The 18,479-nt window shown below is 37.2% G+C and carries 16 protein-coding genes; all 16 read right to left on the bottom strand.

Annotation, left to right across the window (positions count from 1 at the left end; genetic code table 11):
* Nucleotides 1–6 precede the first annotated feature (6 nt).
* A complete protein-coding gene (locus tag LI241_RS11050) occupies nucleotides 7–1,146 on the bottom strand; it encodes an acetyl-CoA carboxylase biotin carboxylase subunit family protein (RefSeq protein ID WP_008687015.1) in 1,140 nt (379 codons plus the stop codon).
* A 6-nt stretch (nucleotides 1,147–1,152) separates the two neighbouring features.
* Nucleotides 1,153–2,286: a dTDP-4-amino-4,6-dideoxygalactose transaminase gene (rffA, locus tag LI241_RS11045; RefSeq protein ID WP_117548098.1), complete on the bottom strand. Its 1,134-nt coding sequence runs from the start codon at nucleotides 2,284–2,286 to the stop codon at nucleotides 1,153–1,155.
* A gap of 2 nt (nucleotides 2,287–2,288) precedes the next feature.
* Nucleotides 2,289–3,308, bottom strand: a complete 1,020-nt coding sequence (locus LI241_RS11040) for a Gfo/Idh/MocA family protein (RefSeq protein WP_117548097.1) — start codon at nucleotides 3,306–3,308, stop codon at nucleotides 2,289–2,291.
* Nucleotides 3,309–3,313: 5 nt separating this feature from the next.
* Nucleotides 3,314–4,708: an NDP-hexose 2,3-dehydratase family protein gene (locus LI241_RS11035; RefSeq protein WP_008979199.1), complete on the bottom strand. Its 1,395-nt coding sequence runs from the start codon at nucleotides 4,706–4,708 to the stop codon at nucleotides 3,314–3,316.
* A gap of 5 nt (nucleotides 4,709–4,713) precedes the next feature.
* Entirely contained in the window at nucleotides 4,714–5,598 is an 885-nt protein-coding gene (gene rfbA, locus LI241_RS11030) for a glucose-1-phosphate thymidylyltransferase RfbA (protein WP_117548096.1), read from the bottom strand.
* Between the two features lie 6 nt (nucleotides 5,599–5,604).
* Entirely contained in the window at nucleotides 5,605–6,663 is a 1,059-nt protein-coding gene (gene rfbB / locus LI241_RS11025) for a dTDP-glucose 4,6-dehydratase (RefSeq protein ID WP_117548095.1), read from the bottom strand.
* A 627-nt stretch (nucleotides 6,664–7,290) separates the two neighbouring features.
* Entirely contained in the window at nucleotides 7,291–9,027 is a 1,737-nt protein-coding gene (locus LI241_RS11020) for a hypothetical protein (RefSeq protein WP_227151284.1), read from the bottom strand.
* Nucleotides 9,028–9,047: 20 nt separating this feature from the next.
* A complete protein-coding gene (gene glf, locus LI241_RS11015) occupies nucleotides 9,048–10,133 on the bottom strand; it encodes a UDP-galactopyranose mutase (RefSeq protein WP_008687001.1) in 1,086 nt (361 codons plus the stop codon).
* A gap of 12 nt (nucleotides 10,134–10,145) precedes the next feature.
* Nucleotides 10,146–11,591 (bottom strand): flippase, encoded by a 1,446-nt coding sequence (locus LI241_RS11010; RefSeq protein WP_008686999.1) that lies wholly within the window; start codon nucleotides 11,589–11,591, stop codon nucleotides 10,146–10,148.
* Between the two features lie 19 nt (nucleotides 11,592–11,610).
* On the bottom strand, nucleotides 11,611–12,507 hold the full coding sequence (locus tag LI241_RS11005) for a glycosyltransferase family 2 protein (RefSeq protein ID WP_008686997.1): 897 nt from the start codon (nucleotides 12,505–12,507) through the stop codon (nucleotides 11,611–11,613).
* 23 nt (nucleotides 12,508–12,530) lie between these two features.
* On the bottom strand, nucleotides 12,531–13,490 hold the full coding sequence (locus LI241_RS11000; RefSeq protein WP_008686996.1) for a glycosyltransferase family 2 protein: 960 nt from the start codon (nucleotides 13,488–13,490) through the stop codon (nucleotides 12,531–12,533).
* Nucleotides 13,459–14,793, bottom strand: coding sequence for a hypothetical protein (locus LI241_RS10995; protein WP_008686994.1), 1,335 nt, complete (start codon nucleotides 14,791–14,793; stop codon nucleotides 13,459–13,461). The genes LI241_RS11000 and LI241_RS10995 overlap by 32 nt, the downstream gene beginning before the upstream one ends.
* A gap of 5 nt (nucleotides 14,794–14,798) precedes the next feature.
* Entirely contained in the window at nucleotides 14,799–15,770 is a 972-nt protein-coding gene (locus LI241_RS10990) for a glycosyltransferase (RefSeq protein ID WP_008686993.1), read from the bottom strand.
* Nucleotides 15,745–16,542 carry a hypothetical protein gene (locus tag LI241_RS10985; RefSeq protein ID WP_226906257.1) on the bottom strand — a complete coding sequence of 266 codons (798 nt, stop codon included), beginning with the start codon at nucleotides 16,540–16,542 and terminating at the stop codon, nucleotides 15,745–15,747. Before LI241_RS10985 ends, LI241_RS10990 begins: the two co-directional genes overlap by 26 nt.
* Nucleotides 16,535–17,701 carry a nucleotide sugar dehydrogenase gene (locus LI241_RS10980; protein ID WP_008686989.1) on the bottom strand — a complete coding sequence of 389 codons (1,167 nt, stop codon included), beginning with the start codon at nucleotides 17,699–17,701 and terminating at the stop codon, nucleotides 16,535–16,537. Before LI241_RS10980 ends, LI241_RS10985 begins: the two co-directional genes overlap by 8 nt.
* Nucleotides 17,698–18,468, bottom strand: a complete 771-nt coding sequence (locus tag LI241_RS10975; RefSeq protein WP_008686987.1) for a glycosyltransferase family 2 protein — start codon at nucleotides 18,466–18,468, stop codon at nucleotides 17,698–17,700. Before LI241_RS10975 ends, LI241_RS10980 begins: the two co-directional genes overlap by 4 nt.
* Nucleotides 18,469–18,479: the final 11 nt, after the last annotated feature.

The following is an 18,479-nucleotide window of genomic DNA, read 5'->3' as shown; positions in this document are numbered from 1 at the left end:
TCTCCTTTAACCTAATATTTCATCTACGAATGCTTTATCTTTTGTCGTAAAGATATAAAAGCCAAATCTTGTTGAACTATCTACTACATCATGATTTCCGACTTCGGTGATTTCACTGACATACTGAAGTGTTTCCGGATGCTTTCGTTGTAGCTTTCTTAATGTATCAATATCATCATGATCAAAGATAAATTTAATACCGGCATATTCATCCTCTTTTTTCTTCTTTAATGTCGGTTTTTTACCGCAGGCAACCTCGATTACCATTTCTACAAAATCATATCCGGTTGACAAATAAACTAAATCAGAACCGATACAATCACCGCCCATACGAGAACCTATTTCAATAATTTTAATGGCCCCTTGATGATCAATCTTAAATTCACAATGAGAAGCCCCATTTTGAATATGAAGGGCATCCAATGCTTTAAATATTTCTTTTTGGTATGCCGTGATTTTGTCCATTGGAATATTTGAAGGTTCCACATGACCGGTTTCAATGAAATGAGGAGCACCCGACGTATATTTCTGCGTAAATGCCAAGAAGGTATGCTCTCCTTGATAAGAAATACATTCACAGCTATATTCCGGACCTTCAATGAATTCCTCTATGATGGCCTTTTTCTCGAATGCATATGCTGTTGCAATCTGAATTGCTTTATCTAAAGCTTCATAAGTTTCGATCTTGGTAATGCCTCGACTTCCTGAGCGATCTGTTGGCTTGACGATCAACGGAAACGTAAAAGATGAAAGTTGTTCTTTTTCAACATGTCCTTTTGTTTCAAGAAACTTCGGAACATCAATTCCATTCGCCAGAAAGGCTTTTCTCATTTCATATTTATTCGTACAAATCACATCAGATATTTCTGGATTTGTTGGAAGATGAAGAGAACGTGCCACATAATTTACCGTAAGTACCGCTAAATCAGAGCCGATAGATACAATTCCTTGCGGATTGATCTGTTTACATTGCTCTAATATAATTTCTTTTTCCGTGATGCTGATGGGATAAAAATAATCTGCAAAATCTTTACCGACAGCTCCTTCCGCCCATGCAAAGACATGCGTTTCATATCCCATCTCTTTGGCTTTTTTTATTAAGGGAAGCTGAAATTCACCAGCACCTATAATGACAAGCTTATCCATATAATATCATCCTTCTAATACTTCCTTGATCGAATCAACAACATACATTGCATCTTCGCTTGTCATATCCACATACAAAGGCAAGCGTAAGATACGTTTTGCTAAATCCTCTGTTACTGGAAGCATTTCCGGAGTATATCCTAATTTTAAACCATATGGTGCAGAATGAAGTGGCACATAACAAATGTAGCTTGCAATTCCTTTTTCCTTTAATTTATTAATCAGATGAGTACGTTTTTCTTCACTAGGCAATACGATACAGAACATATGTGCGTTATGTTCAATGTCTGCTGGTAAATATGGTCTACGCAAGTATCCCTTATCTTCTAAATCCTTTAAGCCGTTATAATACGTATTCCAAACATTCATACGTTTTTCAAATATCTCTTCATAACGATCCATTTGGGCAGATAATATCGCCGCCAGTACATCACTTGGCAAGAAAGATGAGCCAATATCATGCCATGTATATTTATCGACCAATCCTCTTAAGACATTGCGTCGGTTTGTTCCTTTTTCACGAATGATTTCGGCGCGTTCCATGTATTTATCTTCATTAACAACAATTGCGCCACCTTCTCCCATGACATAGTTTTTTGTTTCATGGAAACTGTAGCAGCCGAATTCTGTTAACGTACCTGCATATCTTCCTTTGTATGTAGAACCAACTGCCTGAGCAGCATCTTCAATAACAAATAATCCATATTTATTAGCGATTTCATTAATTTTATCCATTTCACAAGGGAAACCAGCATAATCCACCGCATAAATCGCTTTTGTTTTTGGTGTAATCAGACCTTCAATTAAATTCTCGTCAATATTAAAGGTATCTTCACGAATATCACAGAAAACTGGTTTCGCTCCTCTTAACAGAAAAGCGTTGACGGTTGATGAAAAGGTAAAGGATGGTGTAATGACTTCATCACCCGGCTCGAGATTAATTAAAATAGATGCCATTTCCAAAGCGGTTGTCCCAGAGGTCGTCAACAGCATATTTATAATACCAAAGCGTTCTTCAAACTGCTGATATACCTTCGTTGTAAACTTACCATCTCCCGATAAGATGTTTGTGCCATCCATAGCCTCCAAGACGTTGTTTTTTTCTTTTTCCGTAATTGATGGTTTATTAAATTTTATCATACTTACTTCCTCCCAGCTAATTCTCTAGCCTTATCTACCATATCGGCTTGTACTTTAATTTCCCCATAAATGCGTTCTCGTGTTGCTGCATCATGTACAGCCTCATAAAACATTCGGATAGATTTCCTAAAATGTGAATCTGCTTGTAGCTTTATATCACTTACTTCGTTGTTATGCAAAATATGCAAAGTCGGACATAAGTCATCCGGTGCCGTAAAGATGCGATCCGTACTTAAGATGCCCTGACTGCCCCAGATGGATAATTTACATTGGTATTCACAATCCATGCCGAATTCCCCAAGAAACACTTCATCCTTTTCATTTTTAAACATATAGGAGCCATACATGTCAACACCAAACTCATCATAATCTTTCATGACACAGGACAGCATCTCTATGTTTTCGCCCAATAGTTTTGTAGCCAGTTTAATCACATAACCGCCGGCATCTAACAAGGCGCCTCCACCCAGTGCCTTATTGTAACGAAAATCATTCGCCGGACGCATTGGGAATCCAAAACGGGCATGATAAGAATGAACCTTTCCAATGGTGCCTTTCTTTAGCTGTTCTTTCACATCTTCGATTTGCTGATGATATTGAAACATATAGTTTTCATGTAACGCCAGTTTTTTCGCTTGCGCCAATGTGATGAGTTCCATACTGTCCTTATAACAAATCGTAGATGGTTTCTCAACAAACACATGCTTTCCATGTTCTAAAGCCAATTTCGCCCAACGATAATGCAATGCCGGTGGTAATGGCAAATAAACAGCATCAATATCATCTGCACAAATGACTTCATGATAGCTCTTATAAACTTTTCCGCCATAGCTTTCCACAAATGTTTCCGCTTTTTTAAATTCGTTGGCAATCACCTCATCAGCAACCTCGCCATCCCATTCAGAAGGATCAGCGACAGCGACACCCATGTAAGTAAAGCCATCTTCTTTCTGCAAAGAAGGCAGAAATCTACGAAATGCAATTTCCGATGGACAGATAATACCAATTCTAATATTTTTCATGTGTCTTATACCTCCAATAGTGATAGCAAATTACGTAATTGAATATTCAAGCAATTATTGACTTGGACTAATGTATTCAGCGTCTTATAATCAACCCAGAAATAGCCATCCTGCTCATTTGCGATAACATCTTCTTTATTTATTTCGATGATAACGTTTCGATTCTGCTCATGGTAGAAACGCCCGCCTTCTTCTGATAAAAGAACATCATGTAAAACGTGTTTTTGTTCCTTCATCTTTTGCATGAACACTGTGCCCACCTGATCATAAGGCCCATGCAGGTGTGATGGTTCTAATTGCAGCGTTGGTCCTAATTCAATCAGATCAAAACAGCCAATTTCTTTTTTCGCCTTGATCAAAAACTTACGCACGCCGTTTTCAATACAGGTAAACATACCGAATAAGGCAATGCCGGTAGCTTCAAATAAGGGTTGTGTCCAGCGCGTTACTTCTCTTCCTTCAATCATGATATCACAGAAGATCACCTTGAAATCATGTGCCTTTTTACAGACGATTTCATTGTTTTTTTCTTCCCAGCTGCTTAATGCGGATAATGGCACCAACGCATCTGTTGTTTCTTCAAACATCTTCACATTATTTATGTATTGATAAATTCTTGGAATCATGGCTTCCCCATGCGTATCAAATACCGAAGCAACCAGTGCGGCATCGTTAGCTGCATGTTTCATCTTGCTCAGTGTCTCGCGATCTAAGGTATGCGCATAGTATGGAATACAGGATAGAACGGTTCTTGTATCCATATTGACAATGTTATCCCGTCTCATTAAGCGTTTGATTTGCCCTAATGTCATCCATTTGAAATTCTTTTCTAACGGAATGTCTTCATCAACCTTGATGATAATGTTGCGATTGCGCTTTTTATAAAATCTTGACGACTGCTCGGATTGGATTTGATCTACAATGATTTCATAGTCTGCGGCATTAATAAAATAATCAAGATATTTTGGTTTCTTTCCGCCATGCTTCTGCGTAAAATTACTCTTGGTCGCCTGTATCGTTGGAGAAAGCTGTATCTTATTAAGATTGCCGGGCTCTATTTTGGCCTGCATCAGAAAATGCAAGACACCATCGATTTCTTTACATATAATACCTAAATAACCGATTTCATTTTGCAAAATGACCGGCTGTTCTAACACAACCGTGTTTCCGCTTTTTCTTTGAAACCCCTTAATCGCAAAAAAACTGCGATTCTTGTTTCTGATTTCCCCCGCATCTTCATCATAAAACCAAAAATCACTTTGTTTTAATGCTATTTTATGTATGTCAACTTTTGTATTGTTATTCAATTCTGCTATCCAGGCATCTATCTCATTATTATCAGAAACATTACCTTCTACCTGTAGCCAGGAATGGAATAATGCATAAAATAAATTACTCATAGTTTTCAGCCTCTCGCTACGGTTGCATCTTCTTCCGCAAGACGCTGTAAGTATTTTCCATATTCTGTCTTATAAAATTCTTCAGCTAATGCTAATAATTGCATCTTATCGATAAATCCTTTAACATATGCGATTTCTTCAATACAAGAAACATATAACCCCTGACGCTTTTGAATAGAAGCGACATATTCAGACGCTTCCATAAGCGAATCATGGCTTCCTGTATCAAGCCAAGCAAAACCACGTCCTAAGATTTTTACATTCAATCTTCCCTCACGCAAATAATGATTATTGATTGAGGTTATCTCGATTTCACCGCGTGCAGACGGTTTTACCTTTTTGGCTATTTCAACTACATCATTATCATAGAAATATAATCCTGGAACAGCATAGTTGGATTTCGGGTGTTCCGGTTTCTCTTCCAGGGTCAAAACCTTTCCTTCTTTATCAAACGTAACTACACCATATTCTCGAGGATCTCGAACATAATATCCAAAAATTGTTGCCCCTTCTTGTTCTACTGCTTTCTTTAACACATTGGAAAAATGTCTTCCATAGAAGATATTATCACCAAGCACCAAAGCCACACGATCCTTACCGATAAAAGATTCTCCTATAATAAAGGCTTCAGCTAAACCTCTTGGCTGTGCCTGAATGGCATATTCAAGGCGTAATCCCAGCTGACTTCCATCACCTAACAGTTCCTTGAAAACTTCAATATCTCTAGGTGTTGAAATAATTAATATTTCACGAATATTCGCTAACATGAGTGTCGATAAAGGATAGTAAATCATCGGTTTATCATACACCGGTAGAATTTGTTTTGATACAGCTTTCGTTAATGGATACAGTCTAGTACCTGAACCGCCTGCTAAAATTATTCCCTTCATATGTCATTACCGCCCTTCATACATTGTTTTATAATATTCCTGATATTGACCGCTTGTAATATGTTCAATCCATTCCTTATGCTCGTTATACCATGCCAATGTCAGTTTAATGCCATCCTCGAGCTTCGTCTCTGGATACCAGCCAAGCTCTTCGCTAATTTTATGAGGGTCGATGCCATAGCGTTTATCATGCCCTTTTCGATCTGTCACATAGGTAATCATATGTTCGCCGACAGTAGCATCAATATGTTCTTTCACATAGTTAATAATCGTCTTAACAATAAAGATATTGGTTCGCTCATTATGACCGCCAATGTTGTAAACTTCACCTAAACGGCCACTGTTAATGACCATATCGATACCTTTGCAATGATCTTCTACATATAACCAGTCACGAATATTCATACCATCGCCATATACCGGTAAATTCTTATGTTCTAATGTATTATTGAAAACAAGTGGTATTAATTTCTCAGGGAACTGGTATGGTCCGTAATTGTTACTGCAACGTGTGATATTGATAGGAAATTTATAAGTATCGGCAAATGCTTTTACAAATAAGTCCGCACTCGCCTTAGAAGCGCTGTAGGGACTATGCGGACAAATTGGTGTTTCTTCCGTAAAATATCCTTCATCTCCCAAAGAACCATAAACCTCATCTGTGGATACCTGCAAATACTTCACCCCGTCTTTATAAGTATCATCGCCAATCTCCCAATATTTTTTGGCAATCTTTAATAAATTCACGGTTCCGTTTACATTTGTTTCCACAAAAATTTCCGGATGCAGAATACTGCGATCCACATGACTTTCCGCCGCAAAATTGACGACATAGTCAATATCATACGTTTCAAATAACTGTGTGATCTTTGCTTCATCACAAATATCCGCTTGTACAAAGATATGACGTTCATCCTCTTCAATTTGTTTTAAATTTTCCAAATTTCCTGCATATGTTAATTTATCAACATTGATAATTTTAATATCATCATATTTATTTAATAAATAATAAACAAAATTACTCCCAATAAAACCTGCTCCGCCTGTTACTAAGTATGTTTTCATTTCATATCCTCTCCAATAATTAAATTTGCTTATTGCTATATAACTCTACTCTGTTATACAATAAAATTCAATCCCCTCTGCCCATAATACTTACTTTTTTATTTTTTATAGTACAGCTTTCGCCAATTGCTCTATCATGCATCATCGCTTGATACACACCAGTAAAAATGGTCGTTTGCATAATCGCCAACTATTTCATGACATGTTCACTGGTGGCTTTTCTCATATGGACAAAGAATCAAAGCAACCTGGTATCGTAGCCTATATGTAACAATGTATACGATTATAAATAAACGCCAAATTTCCATGATTTGGTGTTTTTTCTTACTTTTTAAGTTGTTTTTCTATAGTTTTAAAGCTATATAAAATCGTATACTTTATTGAACAAGAAAATATAAGTAATCTTAACCAGATGCTTCAAATTACATATACATTTATAACGCGAATTTTCTTTTCCGTCAACCTCAATTGGTAATATTTACCGTTTATAAAGTACTATAATTTCATACCATCTAAAATAAGCAATATTGAATTATACAAAAAAATGCTAAAAAAAGAATCATCCCTTCGTCAGATGATTCTAAATTGTATAGAAAATCCCTTTTTCAGGTAAGTACAGTACAACTTTTAATTTGCTTCGATTTTCAAAATTTGATAGCCATCAATTACAGCATATTGCGTCAATCGAGCAGTGGCATCGTAATGTTCCTTTATGAAGTTTAACATTTCTTCCTGATAAATATTCTCAATTAAATAGACATCTTTATCCAATAATTCTTCCATCGTACCTTTTAATTTATGTTCTTGCAGCCACTGCATCCGGCTTGGATGAAAACTATCAACACCAGCCAGATAGATCGCATTGTTAAACATGTTCGGTTCCATCACGAAGCGTGGATCATAATTCAAATACATTGTCTGTATTGTCGTTTGAAATCCTAAATAGTATATACGGTTAGGATGCTGCTGCATTTCTTGTAGTATTCCTTCTTGACGATTATCAATGAAGGAAGCACGATATTTTCCGACATGATTTTCCCAGGAATTAAACATCACGGCAAAATTTTGATGAGTATTAGGAAGAAAACTTGGAATATGCATCAATAGTAAAATAACGATGCCTGCCGGAAGGAAACGTTCTAATGGATAGGTGTGTTCCTGTGTTAAAAAATGATCATAGCACAAAATGCTGATAGCCAGGGATAAGAAGATGGAGTATTCTACCCGATACACCACACGCCCTTGATAGAAGATATAAATAAGCAAAACACCGGTTACTAAAACATTAGCAAAGATAAGCAGAAAAGAACGCGACTTTTTTATGAATACGGCAAGTCCGATAGCCAGACAGCCTAAGACACTGATGTACTTATCATATCTTTGTTTTAACATATTGTATCCGATACGTAAAATGCTTGGTGTATCCTGCAGGCGATGCGCTGCTATGATTTCACTCACTTGTTTCACATAGTCTGCATCATAGATTTGGGTATCGCCATAACCAAAATGAGCAAGATTATAAAAATCATTTTCAGATACCCCAATTGCGGATAAGTCATCTTTCAGATTCTGATAGCCATCCACGGGATAATCGGTGATGATTGCTCTGGCCTCATTGTATTCTTTATATGCTGCATAGTCAGGATGCATACTGGTAAATACTTTACTGCTGCCATAAACAAATGCATAACAGATGCCAAGTGTGCACGCAAAGATAAAAAGAGGTTTTATCATTACTTTATAAGAACATTGGTTTTGTTTAAGATGGCGTAAAAATAACAAACAACATGTCAAAAACAGAAAGGCTACTGTAATATAAAAGCATTTATTGCGTATCATAGTGCCTATCAATACATAACAAGCTCCTAGAAGTAAACGTTTATACGATATATTTTTTTGTACGATTGCCGTAATCAAAAAGAAACATCCACATCCAATTGTCACCGTTGCTGTCTTTGTAAACTGCATGAGTTGATAAAGATCATTACTGAAAAAGCCAATAAACAACACTGCCAGCAACAGTGTGAACGAAGTTCTTTTCTTCTTCAAGATCAAATAAGTGATCCCCGTCAGTGACAGAAAGATCATTGCAACCTGGAAATAAAAATACCAGTTTAGGGAAGCATGCAACTTATATAATGTTGATAAAAATAAACCAATCAATGGATTCATAAACATTATATAAGGAGACGGTGTACCTGTATATGCGCCAGAGACCATGACTTCCATCATAAAGTCATCACTAACTTCATACTTCATAGTACCACTGATCAGATAACAGATCAGAAAAAGCGCATTGATAAGGAAAGCCAATTGAAAAGGAGTGATGTTTGCAAAATATGATGTTATTTTCTTTTTCTTCATATGCCATCCCTCCTCTTTTTTTATAAGTTTTCTGCTAATTTCAACGCTTTTTCCACAACGGCATCCATATTATAGTATTTGTACTCTGCTAAGCGACCGACAAATACTACATTTTTTTCTTTTTTCATCAAAGCTTCATACTGCTGATACTTCGCTAACCATTCTTTGGTTGGATAAGGATAATAAGGCTCATCTTTAAAGCATGGGTACTCTTTCATGATAGTCGTTTTCGCATGCGTTTGACCGGTTAATTTTTTAAACTCGGTAATACGGGTAAACGCATAATCGTTTGGATAATTAATGACAGCTGCTTCTTGATAAGAAGCTACATCTAAGGTTTCCATTTTAAAATCGATGCTTCGATATTTTAATTTCCCATATTTATATTGATAAAACGCATCAACTGGTCCGGTATAGATCAGTGTGTCGTAGGTGATCCCATCCAAGACATCACGATAATCGGTATTCAACAGAATATGGATGTGTTTGCTTTTCAGCATGTTCTCACACATCTTTGTATACCCCAGTCGCGGCATCCCTTGATATTGATCGGCAAAGTAACGCGTATCACGGTTAAAACGTAAAGGGATTCGGCTGATTACGGAAGTATCCAGCTCACTGGGATCTGTCCCCCACTGTTTGATTGTATAATTTTTAAAGAATTTTTCATAAATATCGCGTCCAACTTTATCCAAGGCAACATCTTCACTGGTCTCAATCTTCGTGCGTTTTTCTCTCTGCTGTTCGATGAATTGTGCAAATTCAAAAACAGATAAATGTAAGTTATATAAACTATTAATCGTTTCCACACCAATCGGCATTGGCAATAAGCGGCCATCAACAAAGGATAACACATGGTGTTGATACTGAATCCACTCGGTAAAGTTACTTAAATAGTCAAATACTTCTTTATTATTCGTATGGAAAATATGTGGCCCATAGTTGTGGATCAGTATGCCATCTTCATTGTAACTGTCATAGACGTTACCTCCGATGTGATTGCGTTTTTCAATCAATAAAATATTTTTTTGATGACGTGCGGCCAAGCGCTCGGCCATCGTGATCCCTGCCAGTCCTGCACCGACAATCACATATGAATAGTTCATGGTCTTCCTCCTTTAGCTGCTTTTTACACGCAGCTTATCTTTTACTGTTTGCATGATGGTGTAAATATATTTATCTTTTAATATGAAAAGTATAACAAAATAAATAACGACACCTACGCTAATGATGAAAAGGGTATGCATGATACTTGGGGTTAAAAATACACTTAACCCGTATACAACACCAAACATACAGGCTCCTACAAGCAGATAATGTCTGTTTTCTTTCCATACTTTTTTAATATCAATATCCTCACGCACACAATATAATTGAAAAGCAGTAACCGATGCTTCGGCTATCACAGAAGCGATGGTTGCCCCCATGGAAAGTAATCCTGGAATTAGTAAGAGATTACATATTAAATTGACGATAGAGCCCATGATGGTTGATAAGGTATAGGCTTTTTGTCTTCTGGTAGGCAATAGGAATTGAATACCGATCACATTACTGATACCGATAAAGACAATGATAGGTGCCGTCATCATCACCAATGGTATACTTGCCATAAATTTCTCACTGAGAAACCAAGGGACAAGATTAGGTGCGATGCCCATGATGCCGAACATAATCGGTACCGCAATCATCATGACAAAATGCAAGGATTGATAAATGTATTCTTTAATCTTATGCATATCATGATCCGCAAACAGATTGGATATCCGCGGCAGCATCACTGTTCCTAAGGAAGTGACAATCGTCAGTGCTAATTTTACAATTTTTTGTGCTTGTTCATAATATCCGATTTCTTCGGTATTGCCCGTTAACACCTCAATCATCGTGCGATCCAATACCGTATAAATGGAAACGGCAATTTGGGGAAAAAACAGAATCAGTGTTGGTTTTACATGTTTCCCTATTTCTAACTTCACATGATCAAGTTTAACTATGTAGTTGGGCAATGCAATCCACATGCTTAGATTACCGAAGAGAAGGGATAAGGATTGAATCAAAATATACAACGGCAGGTCTTGAGGCGACTTTATGAAAGCAAACACACATATGATGCTGATAAAGCGCACCGTAATATTTCTTGCGATAATTTTCTTAAAGTTTTCTAATCCCTGATAAAAATAATTAATATCAAACACATTTGCAAATATATCAATCATCTGAATATAGAATAAGGAACGATATTCATCAAAGGTTTGGAAAACGATGAAATAGATGCCTAAACTAAGCGCAATACTAATCACCTTTAACAGGATCAATTCATATAAAATCTTTGTTCTTTGCAGCGCATCATTTTGATGGTAAGCAATCTCTCGTTGCCCATACAATCCTAAACCGATACATCCTAATAAAGTGAAGTAAGTAACGATGGATTGTGTGAAGCTGTAAGTACCAATCGCCTTGGCACCTAATACCCTTGATATATAGGGTGTCGTAATAAGCGGAAGGGCTATGAGTAACAGCTGATAACCTAAATTGAAGATATAATTCATTTTTACACTTTTCTTCATAAGTTATCTCCTTTTCATTCTACTCAATATATTCTATTTCCGGATGAAATTTTTTACGCTGATGCATACTTTTGCATAGGATCCTTATCTTTTTCCCTTTTCCTTTTCCCTTACTTTTAAGTATTCTGACAATTTCTAAAAATGTCCGATAGTAAAACAGCAACATATTCAGCTTACCGCCTTCCAGCTTTTTTACATAATACATGTTTCGATACGCATAATTGTAGCGAAACAAACGATCACTGGATTCTGCTACGATATCGGTAGGGGTATTGCTGAGCATCTTATGGATGACCTTGCTGCGGGCAACAAAATAGCATGGATACTGTAAAGAGATGCGTTTGGTATACTCCGCATCATCCCCCCAAATAAAAAACTCTTTGATGGGAAGGCCTACCTTCTTAACGACACGCGATGGGATAAAGCAGGATACAAATGAGCATTGTTTTACCTTTACGATGCCGTTTTCAAGGTATGCACTGTCCTGTATCCAATTCTCATCTATGTTAGGAACATTCATGGCACAAGCACTGCCATCAATCCATCTTACATCGCTGCATAAAAAACCAAAGTTCCCTTTAAGGATTTCTTTCGCCTTCAACAATTCATCCAAGGCATTCTCTTTGACCATGGTATCATCATCCATGATCCAAACATAGTCATAGCCTTTTTCAACGCCCATTTTAACCCCTAATGAAAAGCCGCCGGCGCCTCCCAAATTTGCTCCTGTATTGTGATACAGGATGTTATCCTTTTGTAAATAGTCAACGATATATTCTTTGGTGCCATCTGTACTTGCATTATCAATGATCAGGATGTCGAACTTGACGTTTTGCTGATGCAACAGATGCTCCAATGCCTCTTTTAATAATTTCTTTCGGTTATAGCTTACAATAACCGCAATAATTTTATCCATACCCTGCTCCTTTATCTTTAACATTATACCATTTTATTTTTAAGATGAAATAGGCGTCGGGCAATTCCCAGGTGATTTTGTTTGATTGCCTTACAGATGCTTTGATACAATTTACTGCGTTTCAGATAATAAGGATTCTTTTCCCAATTCGGAAAAAGATCATTCATATAATGAACAAACATCGCCATTTCTTCCTTTTTATGATGTGGTAACAGCCGTTCACCACTTTGATAAATAAGATTACTGATGCATATGTATTCAACTTCATCATGGTATCGCTGTATATCAAGCTGTTCTAGCATATAGGCAATGGCTGTTTTCATATCAAGCATCTTTGGATGATACATCTGTTGATTCATTATCGAATTGGTTCGTTGGCGATAATAATACAGCGGCTGCTGAAGATAATAAATGCGTTTCGCAAAATTGATGTACGCCCCAGTCGTTGCCCGATCTTCATACCAAATACCTTTAGGAAATGTGATGTGATGTTGTTTATACGCTTCTGTTTTGACAATTTTATTCCATGCGGTCGGCTGCGTAAGCAAATATTGTCGATCACTTATAAACCCAGAATCACTGGCAAGCATGGTCACAGCTTTTTGTTGATGCTCATCAAAGGAAATATAATCATATAGCACAACATCTGCCTGCGTCTTTTTTAAACATGTGAACAGTGCGAAGCAGGCATCCTCTCGCAAATAATCATCACTATCTAAAAACATTAAATAGGTTCCTTTCGCAAAGCGTACCCCATAATTGCGGGCATCACTTAAGCCCCCATTTGTTTTTCGATGATATTCAAATATATCCGGATACAACATTGTATAGTGTTTTGCAATTGTTTGTGAATGATCACTGCTTCCATCATCTACAATGATTGCCTGCAGCATGATCTCGTTGCTTTGTTGGATGATGGAATCCAAACAATCCTTGAGATATCGTTCTACATTATAGACCGGAATTATGATGGAAATATCCATAGGTTTCACCGCTTTTCTTTCTTTCCTTCTGATAGGTGATAAGCAAAGCCACACCAAATAGAATAGAAATGATCGGGCAAATGCTTTCCCCCTTCATTTCATAAATGATAAATAAAATAGGTAATAAGAGCAGAAGTCTATGCAAATGCACCGGTAAACAGCGCTTATATTCAAACAATAAACTACCTAGCAAAGTATAGCGAAGCATTTGAAAACCAATGCCGCCAAATAAAACAGCACGGAAAAGGCCTACATCTGTTCCCATATAATATAATCCATCCGCATCCGTATAATAGCCATCACCTAGCAAAAGCGTCTTACCATTTGGTGTAAAATACATTTCTTTTAGCGATTGAGTAGATGTTGTGGAAAAACTGCCTTGCTCAGAATAATTGATGAAGGATTGAAAAACCCAACGCAGCCATATACGCACTTGTTCGGATAAGAGAAAGGCTATGGAAAGCATACCGCAAGTTATCACCATCATAAGCAATAAGCGTTTCCACAGCATTCGTTTTTTCATCCATAAAACAACAAAAAGCAGAAACACATAGATAGCTGTTACAGCGATTCCGATACGACCATAGAAAAAGTTTCCAAGGATAACAATCATCAATAAGATCGTATGGAAAGTAAAACTTTGTTCCTGTTGCAAATAAATGATATAGCACAGAAACATAGCAGCCAAGGAACAACGCAAGGTATAGGTAAAGCCGGAAAACCCACACCATCCAAATCTTGTGATATACGATGGTAAATAAGCTAATCGAATCGTATTTTCATCCGCCTTATTCAATTGCAATAAAAGATCACGCAAACCAGGAATCGCAATGATCACACACGTACCCAAGATATACATACAGGTTGCTAACACAAAGTATTTCATAAATAAAAGATAATCTCCTTCAGGAGAAATGTAGCGGATAAAAATAAGAAAGAGAAACAGGATTTTCAGCCCTTCCTTACCAATCTGCAAAATGCGAATCAAAAAGTAAGAAAAATCATATGTCTGATAAAGACAAGGCAATACCAAACTAAGCAGCGCCATGAACAAGATGGCACCCAAATAGTACTTTAAACAGCTTCGCATACAGATACGAATACAATCTATGACCCACTCATAATGATAGCACAGATAAAGAAAAGGAATGCCATAATACAGCAGGTAGCATAGCCATTCGATATCTTCCCATACGGTACTATAATAAAAGAGAGTTGACAGTAACAGATAGCCAAGATTGATCTTTTTCAGCTCTTTCATCCTATCTGTTTTTGTCCACCATGCTCTTAACGCATTCATCATATGCTTTACCCCTCCTTATGAGGATGTATCTTGCAATACATGCGATCACTTATGGTAAATAAACAGACCTTCGCCTTGTTTTTTAATGATTTTGCTTTCCCTTTAACAAATTGCTTATTGCGTATGCCATCATATGCCGATTGATAAACACCCGCTTTGGCATACATATATAAATATTTTTCCAACAGACTTTCCATCAGATAAGAGCGCAATGGCGCTTCTTCTTTTTGATAGATAAGTGATAATTCCGTTAGGGTTTCATAAAGATCTTTTACGTTTTTATATAACTTTTTATTCGTCGTAATTGAATTTTCTCGTATCATATAACGATAATAACAATGATCAATGGCAATAATGGAAGCAGCCTTTAGAAAAGCTCTTGGAGTGAACTGTTCATCTTCATGTAAGATACCGCTTTTAAAGGTCAATGCATTTTCCAAAAGAAAGGCTCTTCGATACACATTCATTACCGCTGCCATATGCATACTGTGATGTTTTAATTCTTGTAGTAAAAAAGTCCTGCCATCCATTTCTTCATACAATCGCTGATGGCTATGTCTGCAATAGCTTTGTGTTGTGGAAGTGATGATGTTCATATCCGTGACAATGATATCATAGGAATGCTGTTTGATGATTTCATACAATGGAAGAAAGGCATCGTTTGCTAAGGCATCATCCGAGTCTAAAAAGAGAATATAGCTGCCTTTTGCCTTTGATATGCCCTTATTGCGTGCCATAGACAATCCCTGATTGGATTGATGAAACACCCTTACCTGCTCATATTGTTGTGCAAGCTGATCACATAAAGCACCTGAAGCATCCACAGAACCATCATCAATCAAAAGGATTTCATAGGCCTCCACAGGAAACGCTTGCTGCAGCACACTGGCAACACAGTTTTCCACATACTTCGCTGTATTATACACCGGGATAATGATCGAAAAGACAAGGTTATTGCATTCTTCGTTTTCGCTCATCTGCGACACCTCGTTTCATTGTTTTCACTAGATAGCCAATTGTCTTGTCATACGTTTTATGATGACGTAAGGCATCCTGTAAAATTAAAAAAGGATAAAATCTTCTGCTCATAACATAATATAGCAATCCTTTATCTAAAAAATATTTTTCATCATAGCCGTGAAACCAAGAGGATGCTCTTACCTCTGTCAAAGTCGCAATCGTTATGGGTAATGCATAAATATGCAAGCCAGCTTTTAAACAACTGTTTAAAAATAACGTATCTTCGCCATGCGCATGGGCACAACCACCCCCAAAACAAAGATTGAATAAAATGCCTCTGGTCTGTATGCTTGTTCTTTTAACAGCCATACGGGCAGCGCCAAAACGCATGAAGTTAAAGTAATTGACTTTAAATGGCTTTTGAATTTTATATCTGCTTGATGTTTCTTCCTCTAAATTAAAGAGGATGACATCCGCATCCGGATATGTTTGAAATGCATCCTTAACTATGTTTTCATATCCATCCACATAGACCAGATCATCATCACCAAATAAACAATACTCTGCCTTAGTTCTCATCAATAAGTTATTTCGATTCAATCCGACACCGCGTTCATTAAAATTGTATACAATATATGAACCTCCCGATGCTTGAATGGTATCGATGCGATTTACTTCACACTGATTTCCGATACACGCTGCACTTTGTATATGCATTTGCTGCAACAATGCTTCTGGATTTTTACAATTCACGGTCGTGATTAACACTTCCACTTTTTTATCACTCATCGCGGCCATAAATATCTCTTGTATACACCTTTTCTTTTACATCTTGCAGCTTTTCATCTAAACGGTTGACCACAATGACATCGCTCATCGCTTTAAAGCGTTCTAAATCACGTTCTAGCGGTAATCCATGCAGCTTACTTTCTTGCATCGTTGGCTCGTATATCAAAATATCAGCATGTTCTCTTAATAATTCAATCACATCAAAGATGGCAGATTTGCGGTAATTATCAGAATCTTTCTTCATCGTCAAACGATAAATGCCAATCGTTTTCGGATGTTTTTGAAGAATTCTATTGGCAATATGATGTTTTCTAGTATCATTGGCATCAACAACAGCCGTAATGATATTGTTTGGTACACCAGCAAAGTTTGCTTTTAATTGTTTGGTATCTTTTGGCAGACAGTAACCGCCATAGCCAAAAGATGGGTTGTTATAATGATTCCCGATGCGTGGATCTAAACCGATGCCATGAATGATCTGCTGAGTATTCAACTGATTGATTTCACAATAGGTATCGATTTCATTAAAAAATGCCACACGCATTGCCAAATAAGTATTGGCAAATAATTTAATTGCTTCGGCTTCGGTAGGCTGAGTTAAGAGCACCGGCACATCCTTGACACAAGTGCTTTCTTTCAACAGTTCCGCAAAAATCCTTGCTTCTTCGCTTTGCTCTCCCACAACGATACGTGATGGATATAAGTTATCATACAAAGCTTTGCCTTCGCGTAAAAATTCAGGAGAAAACAGAATACGCTGTGTCTGATATTTTTCTCTGACTTTTTTGACATATCCTACCGGTATCGTTGATTTGATAACAATGCTGCCATGTCGGTTATATGCGAGTGCCTCTTCGATTACACTTTCAACGGCACTTGTATCAAAGTGATCTTGTTGATCATCATAATTGGTCGGTGTTGCAATGACAATGTAATCAGCATCACGATAGGCCTCTTGCGCATCATTGGTTGCTCTTAAATGCAATTCTTTTTCTTGAAAATAAGTTTCCATTTCTGCATCTTTAATCGGCAATATGCGATGATTGATCATATCCACCTTTTCCGGAAGGATATCATAAGCAACTACCTCATGTTTTTGAGATAAGAGAACCGCAATGGAAAGTCCCACATATCCCGTACCGGCAACGGCAATCTTCATAGTCTAATCTCCCTCCTTTTTTTATTATAAAAATAAACAAAAACATTACAAATTGTATAATACAGGCTCTTTATTGCATGATAGTTCATGATGTTACGATACAGACGATAATGATACTTCAGCAATTTTACTTTTGATCCTGAAGATAAGGAACGTTCAACAATGCGATAGTACGCTAAGTCCTCATCCAATAAGCGACCCCATTGGCATTTTTCTAATATTTTCAGCCATAATGCATCATCATTGCGTTTATCTAATCGCTCAATTTGAATCAAGCCTACTGCTTTGGCATGATACATGACACTTAAACAACCGATGGAGCAGCCTAATAAGGCTCTATGAAAGGAAAGTTTTTCTGGTGCGATCCTGCGAATATGTAACGCTTGTCCTGCTTCATCTATTAAGGAATAATGGTGATAACAAAAGGCTACTTGCGCTTCTTTCATAAAAGCCAGTTGCTTTTCTAGCTTCTCTGGTTTCCATAGATCATCTGCATCCAGAAAAGCGATATAGGCTCCCTTCGCTTCCCTTATTGCCTTATTGCGGGCAAGGGATGCTCCGCCTTTTTCCGGTAATATGAAAAATTTGATTCGGGCATCTTGGGCTGCAAATGCCTTTACGATTTCTACCGTATTATCCGTAGATAAATCATCGACAATGAGCATTTCCCAATGTTCATATGTTTGCGCCTGTACGCTTTTAATTGTTTCTGCTATAAAGTTTTCTCCATTGTAGGTTGGCGTTACAATGGATATCAAATCTTTCATATTACTCACCC

It is taken from the genome of Longicatena sp. 210702-DFI.1.196, assembly GCF_020563125.1.
In the GTDB taxonomy this organism is placed as follows: domain Bacteria; phylum Bacillota_I; class Bacilli_A; order Erysipelotrichales; family Erysipelotrichaceae; genus Longicatena; species Longicatena caecimuris.
This window is presented reverse-complemented; position numbering and strand designations above follow the sequence as displayed.

What these genes read in the sequence shown, in the direction of transcription:
- LI241_RS11050 (WP_008687015.1), bottom strand. Translation starts at nt 1,146, where the DNA reads ATGGATAAGCTTGTCATTATAGGTGCTGGTGAATTTCAGCTTCCCTTA.
- rffA (WP_117548098.1), bottom strand. Translation starts at nt 2,286, where the DNA reads ATGATAAAATTTAATAAACCATCAATTACGGAAAAAGAAAAAAACAAC.
- LI241_RS11040 (WP_117548097.1), bottom strand. Translation starts at nt 3,308, where the DNA reads ATGAAAAATATTAGAATTGGTATTATCTGTCCATCGGAAATTGCATTT.
- LI241_RS11035 (WP_008979199.1), bottom strand. Translation starts at nt 4,708, where the DNA reads ATGAGTAATTTATTTTATGCATTATTCCATTCCTGGCTACAGGTAGAA.
- rfbA (WP_117548096.1), bottom strand. Translation starts at nt 5,598, where the DNA reads ATGAAGGGAATAATTTTAGCAGGCGGTTCAGGTACTAGACTGTATCCA.
- rfbB (WP_117548095.1), bottom strand. Translation starts at nt 6,663, where the DNA reads ATGAAAACATACTTAGTAACAGGCGGAGCAGGTTTTATTGGGAGTAAT.
- LI241_RS11020 (WP_227151284.1), bottom strand. Translation starts at nt 9,027, where the DNA reads ATGAAGAAAAAGAAAATAACATCATATTTTGCAAACATCACTCCTTTT.
- glf (WP_008687001.1), bottom strand. Translation starts at nt 10,133, where the DNA reads ATGAACTATTCATATGTGATTGTCGGTGCAGGACTGGCAGGGATCACG.
- LI241_RS11010 (WP_008686999.1), bottom strand. Translation starts at nt 11,591, where the DNA reads ATGAAGAAAAGTGTAAAAATGAATTATATCTTCAATTTAGGTTATCAG.
- LI241_RS11005 (WP_008686997.1), bottom strand. Translation starts at nt 12,507, where the DNA reads ATGGATAAAATTATTGCGGTTATTGTAAGCTATAACCGAAAGAAATTA.
- LI241_RS11000 (WP_008686996.1), bottom strand. Translation starts at nt 13,490, where the DNA reads ATGGATATTTCCATCATAATTCCGGTCTATAATGTAGAACGATATCTC.
- LI241_RS10995 (WP_008686994.1), bottom strand. Translation starts at nt 14,793, where the DNA reads ATGATGAATGCGTTAAGAGCATGGTGGACAAAAACAGATAGGATGAAA.
- LI241_RS10990 (WP_008686993.1), bottom strand. Translation starts at nt 15,770, where the DNA reads ATGAGCGAAAACGAAGAATGCAATAACCTTGTCTTTTCGATCATTATC.
- LI241_RS10985 (WP_226906257.1), bottom strand. Translation starts at nt 16,542, where the DNA reads ATGAGTGATAAAAAAGTGGAAGTGTTAATCACGACCGTGAATTGTAAA.
- LI241_RS10980 (WP_008686989.1), bottom strand. Translation starts at nt 17,701, where the DNA reads ATGAAGATTGCCGTTGCCGGTACGGGATATGTGGGACTTTCCATTGCG.
- LI241_RS10975 (WP_008686987.1), bottom strand. Translation starts at nt 18,468, where the DNA reads ATGAAAGATTTGATATCCATTGTAACGCCAACCTACAATGGAGAAAAC.